This is a genomic window from Streptomyces sp. NPDC006430 (assembly GCF_040612395.1).
In the GTDB taxonomy this organism is placed as follows: domain Bacteria; phylum Actinomycetota; class Actinomycetes; order Streptomycetales; family Streptomycetaceae; genus Streptomyces.
Map to the genome: position 1 here is coordinate 1 of NZ_JBEXQA010000041.1, position 17,263 is coordinate 17,263.

Below are 17,263 nucleotides of genomic sequence, written 5' to 3' on the forward strand. Positions count from 1 at the left end.
AAAACCGCGCCGTCGGCGACGTCACCACGCTGGCCGACTCCTCCGTCATGGACCTCATCCAGAACAAGCTGCCGGACGCCTCCAGCGAGGACTGAGCCGGGACCCGGGGCCGGTGGAGCCGGGCTCGACACCGGTCGCGAGACCGCGAGGAGGGGCATTCGACGCATCGCGCCGGATGCCCCTTCTGCGCATAAAGTGAAGATCGCCGGATACGCCCTCGCGCGGCCCTGTAGGGTATCGGAAGCGTAAAGAGAGTCCACAGGGTGCGCCGGGAAGTCTGGTCGGCAACGAGTTCCGCCATGCCGTCCAATCCACCCGGAGGTGTCCCCCTCGTGGCCGCGCCCAGCTCCACCGACCGCCGTAGCCGCACGTTCCTCAGCAGGCTGTCCCTGCCCGAGCAGCGCTTCGTGGCCGATGCCCTGCGCACGGAGACCGTCGGCGGCGTGCTCCTCCTCGTGGCCGCGATCGCCGCACTGTTGTGGGCGAACATCCCCGCACTCACGGACAGCTACGCCAGCGTCAGCGACTTCCACGTCGGCCCGGCCTCCCTCGGACTGAACCTCTCGCTCCAGCACTGGGCAGCCGACGGCCTGCTCGCGATCTTCTTCTTCGTAGCCGGCATCGAGCTCAAGCGTGAGCTCGTCGCGGGCGACCTGCGCGACCCGAAAGCGGCTGCCCTCCCGGTGATCGCCGCCCTGTGCGGCATGGCCGTTCCCGCACTGGTCTACGTCCTGGTCAACGGCCTCGGCGGCGGCTCGATGGGCGGTTGGGCGGTCCCGACCGCCACCGACATCGCCTTCGCCCTCGCTGTCCTCGCGGTCATCGGGACGTCACTGCCATCCGCCCTGCGGGCGTTCCTGCTGACGCTCGCCGTCGTGGACGACCTCTTCGCAATCATGATCATCGCGATCTTCTTCACCAGCGAGATCAACTTCCTCCAGCTCGGCGGCGCGGTCGCGGGCCTCGTCCTGTTCTGGTTCCTGCTCCGCCGGGGCGTCCACGGCTGGTACGTGTACGTTCCGCTCGCCCTGGCCATCTGGGGCCTGATGTACAACAGCGGCGTCCACGCCACCATCGCCGGCGTGGCCATGGGCCTGATGCTCCGCTGCACCCGCAACGAGGGCGAGGACCAGTCCCCCGGCGAGCACATCGAGCACCTGGTCCGACCCCTCTCGGCGGGTCTCGCCGTCCCGCTCTTCGCGCTGTTCTCCGCCGGGGTCTCGCTCTCCGACGAAGCCATCGCGCAGGTCTTCACCCGGCCCGAGACCCTCGGTGTCGTCCTCGGCCTGGTCGTCGGCAAGGCCGTGGGCATCTTCGGCGGCACGTGGCTGGCCGCCCGTTTCACGAGAGCGGAGCTGGGCGAGGACCTCGCCTGGCCGGACGTGCTCGCCCTAGCCTCCCTCGCCGGCATCGGCTTCACCGTCTCGCTGCTGATCGGCGAGCTCGCCTTCACCGACGACACGACCCTCACCTCCGAGGTCAAGGCCGCCGTGCTGATCGGTTCGCTGATCGCCGCCGTCATCGCGAGCATCTTGCTCAAGCTCCGCAACCGCACGTACCGGGCCCTCACCGAGGCCGAGGAGCGGGACGAGGACCAGGACGGCATCCCGGACATCTACGAGCAGGACAAGCCCGAGTACCACCTGCGGATGGCGGAGATCTACGAGGAGAAGGCCGCGGAGCACCGCCGCCGGGCGGCGACCGCAGCCGCCTCCGCGACCGTCGCGCCGCCCACCACCACGACGGGCCCGGCGTCGACCCCGCCGTCCGCCACTGGAAAGGAAGCGGCAGCCGGGTCCAGCGCCGAGGGCGACCGTCCGGCATGATCTGAAGTGACGCAGTGACCGGCAGATGACAGAGGGAGAGAGCGATGAGCGCAGTGGACCAAGGGGTGCAAGGAGCCGAGCGCACACTCGGCCAGCTGGTCGCCTCGGCCACCGCCGAGATGTCCGCCCTGGTGCACGACGAGATCGCCCTCGCCAAGGCGGAGATCCGCCAGGACGTCAAGCGTGCGGGTGCCGGCAGCGCTGCCATCACCGTCGCAGGGGTACTCGCACTCTTCTCCCTGCCGGTGCTGAGCTTCGCCGCTGCGTACGGCATCCACAACCTCGGGCTCGGGCTGGCCTGGTCGTTCCTCATCGTGGGTGTAGCGTTTCTGCTGCTCGCGGCCCTGCTCGGACTGATCGCGATCAAGAAGTTCAAGCAGGTCAAGCCGCCGGAGAAGAGCATCGCCTCGGTCAAGGTGACCGCAGCGGTGGTCGGAAGCGTCAAGCCGCATCCGCGGTCAGTGAGTGACCAGGCCGTGGGTGTGGCACGCTCGTCCTCATGACTGCGCCCTCGCCGGACTCCAGCTCTCCGCCCACCGCCGCGACGGCGGTCAGGATCGACGTGCCCGGCGGGAGATCGGTGACCCACCGGGACGTCGCGGCCAACGGGGCCCGGTTCCACGTCGCCGAACTCGGCGACGGACCGCTGGTGCTACTGCTGCACGGCTTCCCGCAGTTCTGGTGGACCTGGCGGCACCAACTGATCGCGCTCGCCGACGCGGGCTACCGCGCGGTCGCGATGGACCTGCGCGGGGTGGGCGGCAGCGACCGCACCCCGCGCGGCTACGACCCGGCCAACCTGGCGCTCGACATCACCGGGGTCGTACGGTCCCTCGGCGAGCCGGACGCCGCCCTCGTGGGACACGACCTGGGTGGCTACCTCGCCTGGACCGCGGCCGTGATGCGGCCCAAGCTGGTGCGCCGGCTCGTGGTCTCGTCGATGCCGCACCCGCGGCGCTGGCGCTCGGCGATGCTGTCCGACTTCGGTCAGGCCCGGGCCAGTTCGCACATCTGGGGCTTCCAGCGGCCGTTCGTCCCGGAGCGACAGCTCGTCGCCGACGACGGGGCGCTCGTGGGGCAGCTGATCCGGGACTGGTCCGGTCCCGTACCTCCCGATGAGGAGGACGTCGAGGTGTACCGGCGGGCGATGTGCATCCCGTCCACCGCGCACTGCTCGATCGAACCGTACCGCTGGATGATGCGGTCGATGGCCCGGCCGGACGGGCTCCAGTTCAACCGCCGGATGAAGCGGCCGGTGCGGGTGCCGACGCTGCACCTGCACGGATCGCTCGACCCGGTGATGCGGACCCGGAGCGCGGCCGGCTCCGGGGAGTACGTCGAAGCCCCGTACCGCTGGCGGCTGTTCGACGGCCTCGGGCACTTCCCCCACGAGGAGGATCCCGCCGCCTTCTCGACCGAGTTGGTGAACTGGCTCAAGGACCCCGAGCCGGACCGCTGACCGCCGGACCGCGTCACCGGGCTTGCCATCGGCCGCCGATACCCAGCCGCGGTCAGCCGGCCGCCAACAGGCCACCCGGAGACGGCTGGATGTCGATCTGACGAATGGTTCGTCCGACTGTCTTACGAGCATTCACTTGCCCCGCGCATAGGCCAATTGGCCGCCCCGTACGGGATTACCGACCTTGGGGCCCGGGCACAGCTCGTTGTATGGGCTGGACGCACGACTACGGTGACATCACACGCGAACGCCGCCCGGCAGCGACGCCGGGCACGCGCGGGACGACGGGCCGGGACGGCCACGACCCCCGACTCGGGATTCCACGCATCCTGCGCCGCCGAGCCCGCTGGGTGTCGGCACGCCTGCGGCATCCACGGACGTAGCCACCGCCGCGCCCCCTTCCCTGTGGGCACCTCTGCCCGTACGGATCAGAGGGCGCAGCCCTGGCTGTCGACCCGCCGGTCGGCGATCTTCCCGATCCGGATGTCGTCGCGGACCTCGTCCGCCGTCAGTGCGTAGCCGGTGTTCGGGTCGTCGAGCGACTTCGCGAAGACGACCCCGTACACCTTGCCGTCGGGCGTCAGCAGCGGGCCGCCGGAGTTGCCCTGGCGGACGGTCGCGAACAGCGAGTAGACGTCGCGCCGGACGGTGCCGCGGTGGTAGATGTCCGGGCCGTTGGCGTTGATCCGGCCGCGGACGCGTGCCGCGCGGACGTCGTACGCGCCGTTCTCCGGGAAGCCGGCGACGATCGCGTCGCTGCTGCTCACCGCGTCCTTGTCGGTGAACTCCAGCGCGGGCGCCTTCAGCTTGGGCACGTCCAGGACGGCGATGTCGCGCTCCCAGTCGTAGAGCACGACCTTGCCGTCGTAGAGCTTGCCCTCGCCGCCGATCTGGACGGTCGGCTCGCCGACCCCGCCGACGACGTGCGCGTTGGTCATCACCTTGCCGGGCGCGAAAACGAAACCGGTGCCTTCGAGGACCTTGCTGCAACTGGGCGCGGTGCCGACGACCTTCACGATCGAGCGCTTGGCCACCTCCGCGACGGGGCTGCGGGCGAGCCCCGGGTCGGGCGCCTTCACCTCGGTGATCGGCTCGTTGGAGAACGGGCTGAAGACCTGGGGGAAGCCGCTGCGCGCGAGGGTGGAGCTGAAGTCGGAGAACCAGGTGTTGGCCTGGGCGGGTAGCACCCGCGACACGCCGAGCAGCACCTTGGAGTTGCGGACTTCCTTGCCCAGCGTGGGAAGTGACGTCCCGGCAAGCGCCGAGCCGATCAGCCACGCCACCAGCAGCATCGCGACGACGTTGACCAGGGCGCCGCCGGTCGCGTCGAGCGCGCGGGCAGGCGACCAGGTGATGTGGCGGCGCAGCCGGTTGCCTAGATGGGTGGTCAGGGCCTGGCCGATCGAGGCGCAGACGATGATCACGACGACCGCGATCACGACGAGCGTGGTGGACACCTGGGTGCCGTTGTCGGTCACCCGGTCCCAGACCAACGGGAGCAGGGACACGGCGACGAGGCCACCGCCGAGGAAGCCGATCACCGACAGGATGCCGACGACGAACCCCTGGCGGTAGCCGACGATCGCGAACCACACGGCGGCGAGCAGCAACAGGATGTCCAGCACGTTCACGAGGGTCACCGTCTCATGCGCGCCAGTCGAGCGGGACCTGCCGTGATCGGTCCCAGGGCAGCTCCCATCCTGCGAAATGCAGCAAGCGGTCGATCACACCGGCAGTAAAACCCCAGACCAGAGCCGATGCGACGGTGAAAGCGGGCCCCGTGTGGCCGCTCGGGTGGAGGACCGTGACGCGATGTTCGGGGTCCGTGAGATCGGCCACGGGGACCGTGAAGACCCGGGCGGTCTCGGCCGGGTCCACAGCTCCGACGGGGCTGGGAGCGCGCCACCAGCCGAGCACCGGGGTCACCACGAACTCGCTGACCGGGATGTAGAGGCGCGGCAGCACCCCGAAGAGCTGGACGCCCGAGGGGTCGAGCCCGGTCTCCTCCTCGGCCTCGCGCAGGGCGGCGCGCAGCGGGCCGGTGCTGTGCGGATCACCGTCTTCCGGATCGAGGGCGCCGCCCGGGAACGAGGGCTGGCCGGGGTGCGAGCGCAGACTCCCGGCACGTTCCATGAGGAGCAGCTCGGGGCCGCGGGGGCCCTCCCCGAACAGGATCAGCACGGCGGACTGTCGGCCCCTGCCGTCCTCGGGCGGCAGGAACCGGCTGAGCTGGGTCGGCCGGACCGTGCGCACCGCCTCCACGACGGGGTCGAGCCACCCGGGGAGGCCGCGGGTGCTGACGCGGCGGCCGATGGGGTCCTCGTACGGGACGCCCCGCTTCGTGCCCTGCTGCGGCGGCGCGGCTGCCTGGGCCACGCTGCTCTCGTCCCGCGCTCCGCGCGTCATAGGCACCCCTGCTCCCTGCCGTTGCCGACACCGTCGCCGTCCCGATACCGGGACAACGCCGCCCCGGTCCGGATTCGTTCCTGCGCGGGCCGTCGTACGGCGACCCGCGGCCGTGCTCAGGAGCCTGCCGGGGCACCGCCCAGCGGTGCGGCCGGCAGGCCCGGGTAGTCCGGCGGCGGGCTCAGCCGCTGGCCGGGCTGACCGCCCTTCTCGTACTTGAGCAGCTTCTTCGCCTTCTCCGGGTCCGTTTCGCCTTCCCCGTACGCCGGACACAGCGGGGCGATCGGGCAGGCGCCGCAGGCGGGCCTGCGGGCGTGGCAGATCCGACGGCCGTGGAAGACGACGCGGTGCGAGAGCATCGTCCACTCGCTCTTCGGGAAGATCGCGCAGATCTCCGCCTCGACCTTTTCCGGGTCTTCCTGTTCGGTCCACTTCCACCGGCGCACCAGGCGGCCGAAGTGGGTGTCCACGGTGATCCCGGGGACCCCGAAGGCATTGCCGAGCACCACGTTGGCCGTCTTCCGGCCGACTCCGGGCAGCGTCACCAGGTCTTCCATGCGGCCCGGGACCTCGCCGCCGAAGTTGTCCCGCAGCGCCTGGGAGAGGCCGAGGAGGGAGCGGGCCTTCGCCCTGAAGAACCCGGTCGGCCGGATGATCTCCTCCAGATCCTCGGGAACGGCCGCGGCCATGTCCTCGGGGGTCGGGTAGGCGGCGAAGAGTGCCGGGGTCGTCTGGTTCACCCGCAGGTCGGTGGTCTGCGCGGACAGGACCGTGGCGACCAGCAGCTCGAAGGGGTTCCGGAAGTCGAGCTCGGGGTGGGCGTATGGATAGATCTCGGCCAGTTCGCGGTTGATGCGGCGGGCCCGACGCACCATGCCCAGGTGCGATTCCGTTTTCTTGGCCGAAGCTTTGCCCTGGGGCCGCTCTGCGGCCTTCCGGGGCTTCCCGGGCGCCTTTTCGGGGGCTTGTTCGCCCACAGCTGAATTTTGGGCGCCCGTCACTCCTGCGGACCCCTTGGCCTGTGCTCTCACCGGCTTATTGGACACCCGGCCAGCCTAAGGCCGGGCGCTGACACCCGCCTGGACCTCAGGTAACACCACTCCGATTGGCCTCTCGCCGCACAGCACGCCCGTCCGTCCGGCATCCTTGTGATTGATCGCACTGTTTGAGCCGTCCGGCAAAATGGGGAGCACGGTCCCCTGAGCTGGTCGACATAGGAGAGAGACTCGTGGACGACGTTCTGCGGCGCGCCCCGCTCTTCGCGGCGCTCGATGATGAGCAGGCCGCGGAGCTCCGCGCCTCCATGGGCGAGGTGACCCTCGCACGCGGTGACGCCCTGTTCCACGAGGGCGACCCCGGTGACCGGCTGTATGTCGTGACCGAGGGCAAGGTGAAGCTGCACCGCACCTCCCCCGACGGCCGCGAGAACATGCTGGCCGTCCTCGGCCCCGGCGAGCTGATCGGCGAGCTGTCGCTGTTCGACCCCGGTCCGCGCACGGCCACGGCCACCGCCCTGACCGAGGTCAAGCTGCTCGGCCTCGGCCACGGCGACCTCCAGCCGTGGCTCAATGCCCGCCCGGAGGTCGCGACCGCGCTGCTGCGCGCGGTGGCACGGCGCCTGCGCAAGACCAACGACCAGATGTCCGACCTGGTCTTCTCGGACGTTCCGGGCCGGGTGGCCCGCGCCCTCCTCGACCTGTCGCGCCGCTTCGGCGTGCAGTCCGAGGAAGGCATCCACGTCGTACACGACCTGACGCAGGAAGAGCTGGCCCAGCTGGTCGGTGCCTCCCGCGAAACGGTCAACAAGGCCCTCGCGGACTTCGCGGGCCGCGGCTGGCTCCGCCTGGAGGCCCGCGCGGTGATCCTGCTGGACGTGGAACGACTGGCGAAGCGCTCCCGCTGACCGCGGTTGCCTCGTACGCAGGGGGTCCTGCCCGACCGGGCGGGACCCCCTGCGCGTTCCCTCCCGAGGCCTTCGTCGACCTTCGTCCCGGCGAGGGGCACAGTGGATGCCATGGAGCGCAAAGGGCTCGACGCGTACGGGTACTTCGAGCGCGAGGGGTCGCTCGGCCGGGTGCAGGACGCCTTCGCGCCGGTCGTCGCCGCCGCGCGCGAACGGATCGGCGAGGCGTACGGGCAACGCCTGCACAGCGGCTACCTGTACGGGTCCGTGCCCCGCGGGACGGCCCGTCCGGGGCTCTCCGACCTCGACCTGCTGCTCGCCCTCCAGCACGAGCCCTCCCACGAGGACCGGGACACCGCAGAGGTGCTGGCGCGCGGCCTCGACCAGGACTTCGACGAGATCGACGGCGTCGGGATCCTGCTCCACGGCAAAGACACCCTGCTGAGCGAGCAGGAACGTTACGACCTGGGCTGGTTCCTCGCCTGCCTGTGCACCCCGCTGCTCGGTGCGGACCTGGCCGAGCACCTGCCGCGCTACCGTCCGGACAGCCTGCTCGCCCGGGAGACCAACGGGGACCTGGCCGCCGTACTGCCCGACTGGCGGGCCGGGGTGTGGGCCGCGTCGAACACTTCCGAGTACCGGACGCTGAGCCGGCGCATCTCGCGGCGTCTGGTGCGGAGCGGATTCACTCTCGTCATGCCGTGGTGGGGCGGCTGGACCAGCGACCTGACCGAGTCCGCGGAGGTCTTCGGCCGGTACTACCCGGAGCGCGCCGCGCAGATGCGGGCCGCGGCTGCCGAAGCCCTGGATCCGACCGGAGACCCGGCCGTCCTGCGCACGTGGGTGGAGGACCTGGGACCGTGGCTCGCGGACGAGTACGCGGCCCGGCACGGAACCAAGGCGCCCCGCTAGTGCTGTGACCGGGAGCGCGGGCCGGGCGTCGGGAGCGCGTCGCGGGCCGGGGTACTACTGCGCGGGCCCTGCCGGAGCGGCGGTCAGGGCGTCGACCGCCTGCTTGGCCTCGGCCAGGCCCGACCCGGTGACCCGACGGTGGACGCGGATCGCCTCGATCGTGCGGCCCGCGCGCACCAGCTCCCGTACGTCCGCCAGCCCGGCCGACTCCGGCTCCTCGATGCCGAAGTGGTCCAGGACCAGGCCCAGGCGTCGCTCCAGCTGCTCCGACCGGCGCTCCAGGGCCTTCATCCGCAAGGTCACCGTCGAGGTGATCCACGAGGCTGTGGCGATCAGCGCGAGCAGCAGGAAAAGGGTCGTCATTCCGGGCCTCCAGGGATCAGTCCGTGATCTTGAAGGTACTCGAGCTGCGCCCGTACGGACCATTCCGCGGCCGGCCACAGGGAGCGGTCCACGTCCGCGTAGACGTGGGCGACGACCGCCTCGGGGGTGACATAGCCGTCCTCGACCGCGGTCTCGACCTGGGCGAGCCGGTGCGCACGGTGGGCCAGGTAGAACTCCACCGCGCCCTGCGCGTCGTCCAGGACCGGCCCGTGGCCCGGGAGCACCGTGTGCACGCCGTCGTCGACCGTCAGCGAGCGCAGGCGCCGCAGCGAGTCCAGGTAGTCGCCGAGCCGGCCGTCGGGGTGGACGACGACGGTGGTGCCGCGACCGAGGATCGTGTCGCCGGTCAGGACGGCGCGGTCGGCGGGCAGGTGGAAGCAGAGCGAGTCGTGGGTGTGGCCGGGGGTCGGAACGACGCGCAGCTCCAGACCGCCGGTCCGGATCACGTCCCCGGCGGCCAGCCCCTCGTCGCCGAGGCGCAGGGCGGGGTCCAGGGCCCGGACCTTGGTGCCGGTGAGCTCGGCGAACCGGCCCGCGCCCGCCGCATGGTCGGGGTGGCCGTGCGTGAGGAGGGTCAGCGCGATCCGCTTCCCCGCCCGCTCGGCGGTCTCGACGACCGCCCGCAGGTGGACGTCGTCCAGCGGGCCGGGGTCGATGACGACGGCGAGGTCGGAGCCGGGCTCCGAGACGAGCCACGTGTTGGTGCCGTCCAGGGTCATCGGGGAGGCGTTGGGGGCCAGGATGTTGACCGCGCGGTCGGTGGCGGGCCCAGAAGTGACGATTCCGCGGGGCTGTCCGGGCAGGGCTTCAGCGTCGGTCATGCGGGGCCTCCGAGGCGGACGCGCTTGGTGAACTCGTCGTGCCCGGGCCAGCTGAGCACCACGACGCCGTCCTCCAGCGCAGCTCGGGCGAGTACGGGGGTCAGGTCCTGGGCGGCGGCCGCGGAGAGCGCGTCGACGGCGCTCCCGTACGGCTCCAGGGAGCGCAGGGTGGAGATGGTGGGCGGCATCATCAGCAGCTCGCCCTTGTCGTAGCCGTCCGCTGCGTCCGCCGGACGGATCCAGACGGTCCGGTCGGCCTCGGTGGAGGCGTTGCGGGTGCGCTGGCCTTCCGGGAGGGCTGCGACGAAGAACCAGGTGTCGTAGCGACGGGGCTCGAACTCCGGGGTGATCCAGCGGGCCCACGCGCCGAGCAGATCGGAGCGCAGCCGCAGGCCGCGACGGTCGAGGAACTCGGCGAAGGACAGTTCGCGGGCGACGAGGGCCGCTCGGTCGGCCTCCCAGTCGTCGCCGGTGGTGTCGCCCACGACCGTGTCGGGGGTCTCCCCGGCGAGCAGGACACCCGCCTCCTCGAAGGTCTCGCGGACGGCGCCGCAGACGATGGCCTGCGCGGTGCGGGGATCGGTGCCGAGGCGTGCGGCCCAGTCGGCCTGGCTCGGACCCGCCCAGCCGACGAGGTGGTCCTCGTCGCGCGGGTCGACTCCGCCGCCCGGGTAGGCGTACGCGCCGCCGGCGAAGGCCATGGACGCCTTGCGGCGCAGCATGTGGACGGCGGGGCCGGCGGGGGTGTCGCGGAGCAGCATGACGGTGGCGGCGCGTCTGGGTTCCACCGGGGTGAGGGAACCGTCCGCGAGCGCCCGGATCCGCGCGGGCCATTCGGGCGGGTACCACTGTCCGCCGGCGGGAGCGGCGCCGCGCGCTCCGGCTGCTCCGCCTGTCTGCTGCTGTCCCTGCTCACCGTTGGGCATGGCCGGATGCTACGGCCATCCGGCCCGATGTTCGAGGGCCACGGCCCCGGGTGGCGGACGTGCCGGGCCCCTGCCGGGGTGGCAGACCGTGGGGCCCCGGCCCCGGCCCGGCCCCGGACCGGACTCGGGCCGGGCCGGGGTCAGGCCGGGGCCGGTCCGGGGCCGGGATCGGGCCCGGATCGGACTCGGGCCGGGGCCGGTCCGGGGCCGGGATCGGGTCAGGCCGGGGGCGGGGCTCAGGCCCGGATCGGGGGCAGGCCGACGGCGGGACTCCCCCGGGCGGGGGGGGTGGCGGGAGACGCGCGCAGCCCCCGCCGGGTCGGCGGGGGCTGCGGCAAAAGGGCGTACGGGGTCGTCCGCGGGTCAGGCGCCCGGGAGGATCTCGACCTGGATCTCGATCTCGACCGGGGCGTCCAGCGGGAGCACCGCCACGCCGACCGCGCTGCGGGCGTGGACGCCCTTGTCGCCGAGCACCGCACCCAGCAGCTCGCTCGCACCGTTCAGCACGCCCGGCTGGCCCGTGAAGTCCGGGGCCGAGGCCACGAAGCCCACGACCTTCACGACACGCGCGATCTTGTCGAGGTCACCGATCACGGACTTCACGGCGGCCAGCGCGTTCAGCGCGCAGGTCGCCGCCAGCTCCTTGGCCTGCTCCGCCGAGACCTCCGCACCGACCTTGCCGGTGAGCGGAAGGCTGCCCTTGACCATCGGGAGCTGCCCCGCGGTGAACACGTACCCGCCCGACCGCACGGCCGGCTGGTACGCGGCCAGCGGCGGGACGACCTCCGGCAGGGTCAGGCCGAGCTCGGCGAGCTTCGCGTCGACGGTGCCGCTCATGCCTTCTCCCGCTTGAGGTAGGCCACGAGCTGCTCGGGGTTGTTGGGGCCGGGCACGACCTGGACGAGCTCCCAGCCGTCCTCGCCCCAGGTGTCCAGGATCTGCTTGGTGGCGTGGACCAGCAGCGGGACCGTCGCGTATTCGAACTTCTTGGTCATGGGGGCGAGCGTAGTGCCTGTCGAGCGGGCGGTCCCCTCGGGTGGAGTCAGGGGGAGGCTCATGCACGGCCCGAGACCCGAGTGGTTAGGCTCAGACGCTGTGAGCAGGCTCCAGGTGGTCAGCGGCAAGGGCGGAACCGGAAAGACCACGGTCGCCGCGGCACTCGCGCTCGCCCTCGCGCGCGAGGGCGGACGGACTCTTCTGGTGGAGGTCGAGGGCAGGCAGGGCATCGCCCAGCTCTTCGGCACGGAGGCGCTCCCCTACGAGGAGCGGAAGATCGCCGTCGCTTCGGGTGGCGGGGAGGTGTTCGCCCTCGCCATCGACGCCGAGCGGGCGCTGCTGGACTACCTCCAGATGTTCTACAAGCTCGGCTCCGCGGGCCGTGCCCTCAAGAAGCTCGGCGCCATCGACTTCGCGACGACCATCGCGCCCGGGCTGCGCGACGTGCTGCTGACGGGCAAGGCGTGCGAGGCGGTACGGCGCAAGGACAAGGCCGGTCGGTACGTCTACGACCACGTGGTCATGGATGCGCCGCCGACCGGGCGGATCACCCGTTTCCTGAACGTCAACGACGAGGTGGCCGGGCTGGCCCGGTTCGGGCCGATCCACAACCAGGCGCAGGCCGTCATGAAGGTGCTCAAGTCCGCGGAGACGGCGGTCCACTTGGTCACCCTGCTCGAAGAAATGCCCGTCCAGGAAACCGCGGACGGGATCGCCGAGCTCCAGGAGGCCGGACTGCCCGTGGGCCGGGTCGTCGTCAACATGGTGCGGCCCCACCACTTGGACGAGGACGCCCTGCGCGCGGCGGCCGGCGAGCACCGCGCCGACGTGGCCAAGGCGCTGTCCCGCGCCGGGCTCGGCGGGGCGCGCCGCGGCGGGCTGGCGGAGCGGCTGGTGGACCCGCTGCTCGCGCAGGCCGCCGAGCATGCGAGCCGGGTGGAGCTGGAGCGCGCGCAGCGCACCGTACTGGCACAGCTGGACGTGCCGACGTACGAACTCCCCCTGCTCGGCGCGGGGATGGATCTGGCCGGGCTGTACGAGCTGGCCTCGGAGTTGCGGAAGCAGGCGGGCGACGAATGAGCGAGGCCATCGGCACGGCCGTGAACGCGGTCGTGAACGCGAGCACCGGCATGGACACTCCGCCGCGGCTGGCCGTGGACCGGCTGCTCGACGATCCCGGGACGCGGATCATCGTCTGCTGTGGCGCGGGCGGGGTCGGCAAGACCACCACCGCCGCGGCCCTGGGCGTACGGGCGGCGGAGCGCGGGCGAAAGGTGGTCGTGCTGACCATCGATCCGGCGCGCCGACTCGCCCAGTCGATGGGGATCGACTCGCTGGACAACACCCCGCGCCTGGTCAAGGGCGTGAACGGAAGCGGCGGCGCTCACGGTAGCGGCGAAGGCGAAGGTTACGGCGAGGGCGAAGGCGAAGGCCGACTGCACGCCATGATGCTGGACATGAAGCGGACCTTCGACGAGATCGTCGAGGCGCACGCGGACGGGGAGCGGGCCCGGGCGATCCTGGCCAACCCCTTCTACCAGTCCCTGTCGGCCGGCTTCGCGGGCACGCAGGAGTACATGGCGATGGAGAAGCTGGGCCAGTTGCGGGCCCGGGACGACTGGGACCTGATCGTCGTCGACACCCCGCCGAGCCGGTCCGCGCTGGATTTCCTCGATGCGCCGAAGCGCCTGGGGTCCTTCCTGGACGGGAAGTTCATCCGCGTGTTGATGGCTCCCGCGAAGGTGGGCGGCCGGGCGGGGATGAAGTTCCTCAACGTCGGCATGTCCCTGATGACCGGCACGCTCAGCAAGCTGATGGGCGCCTCGCTGCTGAAGGACGTACAGACCTTCGTGGCGGCGATGGACACGATGTTCGGCGGTTTCCGCACGCGTGCGGACGCCACGTTCCGGCTGCTCCAGGCTCCGGGTACGGCCTTCCTGGTGGTCGCGGCTCCCGAGCCGGACGCCCTGCGGGAGGCGGCGTACTTCGTGGAGCGGCTGGCCGCGGAGAAGATGCCGCTGGCCGGGCTCGTACTGAACCGGGTGCACGGCAGCGGAGCCGATCAGCTCTCCGCCGAGCGGGCATTGGCCGCCGCAGAGAATCTTGAAGTAGGCGGCATTGTCGATCAGGAGTCCGGGAAAGCTGGACTTCGTGAGTCGGCCTCGAAACCCGCTGCCGCCACGGACACTCCCGAACCCGGCTCCCCCGACGGTCGTGCCCGCGCCCGTACCCATGACCACACAGACACCGACATCGACATCGACGCCGATGTGGACGAGATCACTGCAGGACTGCTGCGCCTGCACGCCGAACGGATGCAGGTGATCGCGCGCGAACAGCGCACACGCGACCGCTTCGCCTCGCTCCACCCCGAAGTGGCGGTGGTTGAAGTGGCCGCCCTGCCCGGCGACGTGCACGACCTCGCCGGGCTGCGGGCCATCGGAGAGCGACTCGCGGCCGGGGTTCCGGCCGGAGCGTAGGCGTTCGTACGTCGATCACCTCCGGATGGGGAGGCGTTCGTACGGGGGACCGCGCGGGTGTGTCTACCCGGCTGCCGCGTACGTCTCGTACGGAACGTCAATCTCCGCATCGACATCCACGGTGAGGATGCCTGTACTGCGTTCGTACTCCGTGCGCGCGGTTTCGAGCAACCGTCGCCACGAGGTGACGGTGGGACGCCTGCGCAGCAATGCGCGACGCTCCCGCTCGGTCATTCCGCCCCACACGCCGAACTCGACGCGATTGTCGAGCGCATCGGCCAAGCACTCGGTCCGCACCGGACATCCGGTGCACACCGCCTTGGCCCTGTTCTGTGCCGCTCCTTGAACGAACAGTTCATCCGGATCGGTAGTGCGGCAGGCTGCCTGCGCACTCCAGTCGGTAACCCAGCCCATCCCGGCGCCGTCCTCTCCCGAATCGAGGCTCCCCCACGGCGGTAGCGGCATATTCACCGCTGCCAGTTGAGGACGTTACGGAAGGCGGGCACGGTGCAACACCCCCGACGGGCCCAATCTTGAATGGTCCGAACGGACTATGGGTAAGCGGCAGATCACCCGACGGAGTGATCCGGCGACATACCCGACCATTCCGGCAATTCGGGTGGAATCGGCGGACCATGGGTGAGCGACCGTGAGAGCGAGGGGCGAGATTCGGACATATGTCCACCCCATTCGGGAAGGGTGAAAATCAAGCCGAGGGGTTGATGTCGCACCGCACTGCTGTGACAGTTGGGGACAGCTTAGGCCAAGGCATTCGCGCGTGTCCGGCGAATGAGAACGTAGGCTGCCCTCCATGGGAAAGAAGCGCTCGGGCGCCGGGCTCACGGGGCCGCAGCAGGCCGCCAAGTTCCTCGGGGTGTCCGTTCTCTCCGGAGTTGTGCTGGCCGGCATCGCGATCCCGGGCGCAGGCGCTCTGGGGCTCGCCGCAAAGGGCACGGTCGAGGGATTCGACGAGATCCCGGCCAATCTCAAGACACCGCCGCTGAGTCAGCGCACGACGATTCTGGACGCCGAGGGTGGCTTGATCGCCACGGTCTATTCACGTGACCGGCAGGTGGTCCCGCTCACGGCCATCTCCCCGTACATGCAGAAGGCGATCGTCGCGATCGAGGACTCGCGCTTCTATGAGCACGGCGCGGTCGACCTGAAGGGCATCCTGCGCGCGGTCAACCGCAACGCGCAGGAGGGCGGCGCCGCCCAGGGCGCCTCGACGCTGACGCAGCAGTACGTCAAGAACGTGTTCGTCGAAGAGGCCGGCGACGACGAGACCAAGGTGCGCGAGGCCCAGGAGAAGAGCCTGGGCCGCAAGATCCGCGAGCTGAAGTACTCGATCCAGGTCGAGGAGGAGCTCGGGAAGAAGAAGATCCTTGAGAACTACCTCAACATCACGTACTTCGGCCAGCAGGCGTACGGAATCGAATCCGCCGCCCAGCGCTACTTCAGCAAGCCTGCCAAGGACCTGACCCTCGACGAGTCGGCGCTGCTGGCCGGGGTCGTGCAGTCGCCGAGCCGGTTCGACCCGGTGAACGACGCACAGGAAGCGATGAAGCGCCGGAACGTCGTCCTCCAGCGGATGGTCGACATGAAGGACGTCTCGCAGGCGGAGGCGGACGAGGCGAAGAAGAAGCCGGTGACGCTGAAGGTGACCCGGCCGAAGAACGGCTGCATCACCGCGGTCAAGGGCGCGGGCTTCTTCTGCGACTACGTGCGCAACACGTTCCTGACCGACCCCGTGTTCGGCAAGACCCGCGAGGAGCGGGCCAAGCTCTGGAACCAGGGCGGCCTGACGGTCCGTACGACGCTGGACCCGCAGTCGCAGGAGTCCGTCAACGAGTCGATCAAGGACCACGTCAACCAGGACGACAAGGTCGCCACGGCGGTCACCCTGGTGCAGCCCGGTACCGGCCGGGTGCTCGCCATGGGGCAGTCCAAGCCGTACGGCTTCGGCAAGAACGAAACGCAGATCAACTTCTCCGTGGACAAGCGGATGGGCGGTTCAAACTTCGGCTTCCCGACCGGCTCGACCTTCAAGCCGTTCGTCGCGGCCGCGGCCCTGGAGCGCGGCCTTCCGGCGACGAAGGTGTACAACACCCCGCAGGAGATGGAGTACCCGAGCCCGGTGCAGACCTGCGGCGACAAGCCCTGGCAGAACACCGAGCACGCGCGGGTGCCGAACGAGTCGGAGTCCGAGTTCGGCGCATACAACCTGAAGGACGCGATGGCCAAGTCGGTCAACACGTACTTCGTGGAAATGATCTCCGAGACCGGACTCTGCCCCGTGACGGAGATGACCACCAAGCTCGGCGTGATCCCGGCCGACGGCACGAAGCTGCCCGAGGTCCCGGCGATCGCGCTCGGCACCGAGGGCATGTCCCCGCTGACCATGGCGAACGCGTACGCGACCTTCGCCAACCGCGGCGTGCACTGCACCCCCGTCGCCCTGGAGTCCATCACCGACTCGCACGGCAAGGCGCTGGCCGTGCCGAAGTCCCAGTGCGACCGGGTGATGGCGGAGAGGACCGCCGACACCATCAACACGCTGCTGCTCGGCGTGGTCGACTCCGGTACGGGTACCGCCGCGGGTCTGACCGACCGGCAGAACGCGGGCAAGACCGGCACCACCGACAGCCGCTACAACGCCTGGTTCGTCGGGTACACCCCGAACATGGCCGGCGCCACCTGGGTCGGCTCGGGCGGCTCCAAGCAGGTGTCGATGGAGAACATCACCATCGGCGGCCAGTACTACGACAAGGTCTACGGTGGCGGGCTGCCCGGCCCGATCTGGAAGCAGGCGGTCTCGGGCGCGCTGTCGGGCCGGGAGGCTCCGAACTTCGCCACGGTCGTCATCGCGGACACCGGGCTGCCGGCCGGCGGCGGCCGTCCCACAGGCCCCACCCCGAACAAGCCCGGGAAGCCCGGCAAGCCGGGTGGCGACGGCAAGCCCGGCAGACGTTCCGGCGGCCAGACGGCAGCCGGAACGATCGGCGGCACCACCCCGACCACCCCGCTCCCGGGGGACACCACGGAGCCGGGCCTGATCGGCGGTATCGAGATCCCGTAGGAAGAGCGGCGCCACGAGCAAAGGGAGGGTCCCGGCCGGAACGCGGCCGGGACCCTCCCTTTCTTCCTGCT

The 17,263-nt window shown here is 70.8% G+C and carries 17 protein-coding genes; 8 read left to right on the plus strand and 9 right to left on the minus strand.

Annotation, left to right across the window (positions count from 1 at the left end):
* Positions 1 to 332: 332 nt before the first annotated feature.
* From nhaA to ABZZ20_RS33015, 3 genes are read left to right on the plus strand one after another with little or no spacing between them, the layout of a single operon-like run.
* Positions 333 to 1,826, plus strand: coding sequence for a Na+/H+ antiporter NhaA (gene nhaA / locus ABZZ20_RS33005; protein WP_356876050.1), 1,494 nt, complete (start codon positions 333 to 335; stop codon positions 1,824 to 1,826).
* A gap of 44 nt (positions 1,827 to 1,870) precedes the next feature.
* The gene (locus tag ABZZ20_RS33010) at positions 1,871 to 2,329 is read left to right on the plus strand and encodes a phage holin family protein (RefSeq protein ID WP_356876052.1); all 459 of its coding nucleotides are present in this window, start codon (positions 1,871 to 1,873) and stop codon (positions 2,327 to 2,329) included.
* The gene (locus tag ABZZ20_RS33015) at positions 2,326 to 3,285 is read left to right on the plus strand and encodes an alpha/beta hydrolase (protein ID WP_356876054.1); all 960 of its coding nucleotides are present in this window, start codon (positions 2,326 to 2,328) and stop codon (positions 3,283 to 3,285) included. Before ABZZ20_RS33010 ends, ABZZ20_RS33015 begins: the two co-directional genes overlap by 4 nt.
* A 428-nt stretch (positions 3,286 to 3,713) precedes the next feature.
* On the opposite strand, the gene ABZZ20_RS33020 is transcribed toward ABZZ20_RS33015, so the two are convergent.
* From ABZZ20_RS33020 to nth, 3 genes are all read right to left on the minus strand, one after another.
* Complete coding sequence (locus ABZZ20_RS33020) at positions 3,714 to 4,916, minus strand: MarP family serine protease (RefSeq protein ID WP_356876056.1); 1,203 nt, start codon at positions 4,914 to 4,916, stop codon at positions 3,714 to 3,716.
* Between the two features lie 13 nt (positions 4,917 to 4,929).
* A complete protein-coding gene (locus ABZZ20_RS33025; RefSeq protein ID WP_356876058.1) occupies positions 4,930 to 5,691 on the minus strand; it encodes a CoA pyrophosphatase in 762 nt (253 codons plus the stop codon).
* Positions 5,692 to 5,807: 116 nt separating this feature from the next.
* Positions 5,808 to 6,737, minus strand: coding sequence for an endonuclease III (nth, locus tag ABZZ20_RS33030; RefSeq protein WP_356876060.1), 930 nt, complete (start codon positions 6,735 to 6,737; stop codon positions 5,808 to 5,810).
* Positions 6,738 to 6,919: 182 nt separating this feature from the next.
* On the opposite strand from nth, the gene ABZZ20_RS33035 reads away from it, so the two are divergent.
* The gene (locus ABZZ20_RS33035; RefSeq protein ID WP_003981529.1) at positions 6,920 to 7,594 is read left to right on the plus strand and encodes a Crp/Fnr family transcriptional regulator; all 675 of its coding nucleotides are present in this window, start codon (positions 6,920 to 6,922) and stop codon (positions 7,592 to 7,594) included.
* Positions 7,595 to 7,705: 111 nt separating this feature from the next.
* Positions 7,706 to 8,506: a nucleotidyltransferase gene (locus tag ABZZ20_RS33040; protein ID WP_356876062.1), complete on the plus strand. Its 801-nt coding sequence runs from the start codon at positions 7,706 to 7,708 to the stop codon at positions 8,504 to 8,506.
* A gap of 54 nt (positions 8,507 to 8,560) precedes the next feature.
* On the opposite strand, the gene ABZZ20_RS33045 is transcribed toward ABZZ20_RS33040, so the two are convergent.
* From ABZZ20_RS33045 to ABZZ20_RS33065, 5 genes are all read right to left on the minus strand, one after another.
* Complete coding sequence (locus ABZZ20_RS33045; RefSeq protein WP_356876064.1) at positions 8,561 to 8,869, minus strand: hypothetical protein; 309 nt, start codon at positions 8,867 to 8,869, stop codon at positions 8,561 to 8,563.
* A complete protein-coding gene (locus tag ABZZ20_RS33050) occupies positions 8,866 to 9,711 on the minus strand; it encodes an MBL fold metallo-hydrolase (RefSeq protein WP_356876066.1) in 846 nt (281 codons plus the stop codon). Before ABZZ20_RS33050 ends, ABZZ20_RS33045 begins: the two co-directional genes overlap by 4 nt.
* Positions 9,708 to 10,637: an NUDIX hydrolase gene (locus tag ABZZ20_RS33055; protein ID WP_356876068.1), complete on the minus strand. Its 930-nt coding sequence runs from the start codon at positions 10,635 to 10,637 to the stop codon at positions 9,708 to 9,710. Before ABZZ20_RS33055 ends, ABZZ20_RS33050 begins: the two co-directional genes overlap by 4 nt.
* 363 nt (positions 10,638 to 11,000) lie before the next feature.
* Complete coding sequence (locus tag ABZZ20_RS33060) at positions 11,001 to 11,474, minus strand: RidA family protein (RefSeq protein ID WP_356876070.1); 474 nt, start codon at positions 11,472 to 11,474, stop codon at positions 11,001 to 11,003.
* Complete coding sequence (locus ABZZ20_RS33065) at positions 11,471 to 11,632, minus strand: DUF4177 domain-containing protein (RefSeq protein ID WP_007264966.1); 162 nt, start codon at positions 11,630 to 11,632, stop codon at positions 11,471 to 11,473. The genes ABZZ20_RS33060 and ABZZ20_RS33065 overlap by 4 nt, the downstream gene beginning before the upstream one ends.
* 100 nt (positions 11,633 to 11,732) lie before the next feature.
* Here ABZZ20_RS33065 and ABZZ20_RS33070 point away from each other — a divergent pair, with 100 nt between their 5' ends.
* Complete coding sequence (locus ABZZ20_RS33070; RefSeq protein WP_356876072.1) at positions 11,733 to 12,713, plus strand: ArsA-related P-loop ATPase; 981 nt, start codon at positions 11,733 to 11,735, stop codon at positions 12,711 to 12,713.
* Between the two features lie 50 nt (positions 12,714 to 12,763).
* Positions 12,764 to 14,113 carry an ArsA family ATPase gene (locus tag ABZZ20_RS33075; protein ID WP_356876126.1) on the plus strand — a complete coding sequence of 450 codons (1,350 nt, stop codon included), beginning with the start codon at positions 12,764 to 12,766 and terminating at the stop codon, positions 14,111 to 14,113.
* Between the two features lie 63 nt (positions 14,114 to 14,176).
* Here ABZZ20_RS33075 and ABZZ20_RS33080 read toward each other — a convergent pair whose 3' ends face one another.
* Positions 14,177 to 14,527: a WhiB family transcriptional regulator gene (locus ABZZ20_RS33080; protein WP_030299276.1), complete on the minus strand. Its 351-nt coding sequence runs from the start codon at positions 14,525 to 14,527 to the stop codon at positions 14,177 to 14,179.
* A gap of 397 nt (positions 14,528 to 14,924) precedes the next feature.
* On the opposite strand from ABZZ20_RS33080, the gene ABZZ20_RS33085 reads away from it, so the two are divergent.
* Positions 14,925 to 17,192: a transglycosylase domain-containing protein gene (locus tag ABZZ20_RS33085; protein WP_356876074.1), complete on the plus strand. Its 2,268-nt coding sequence runs from the start codon at positions 14,925 to 14,927 to the stop codon at positions 17,190 to 17,192.
* Positions 17,193 to 17,263: the final 71 nt, after the last annotated feature.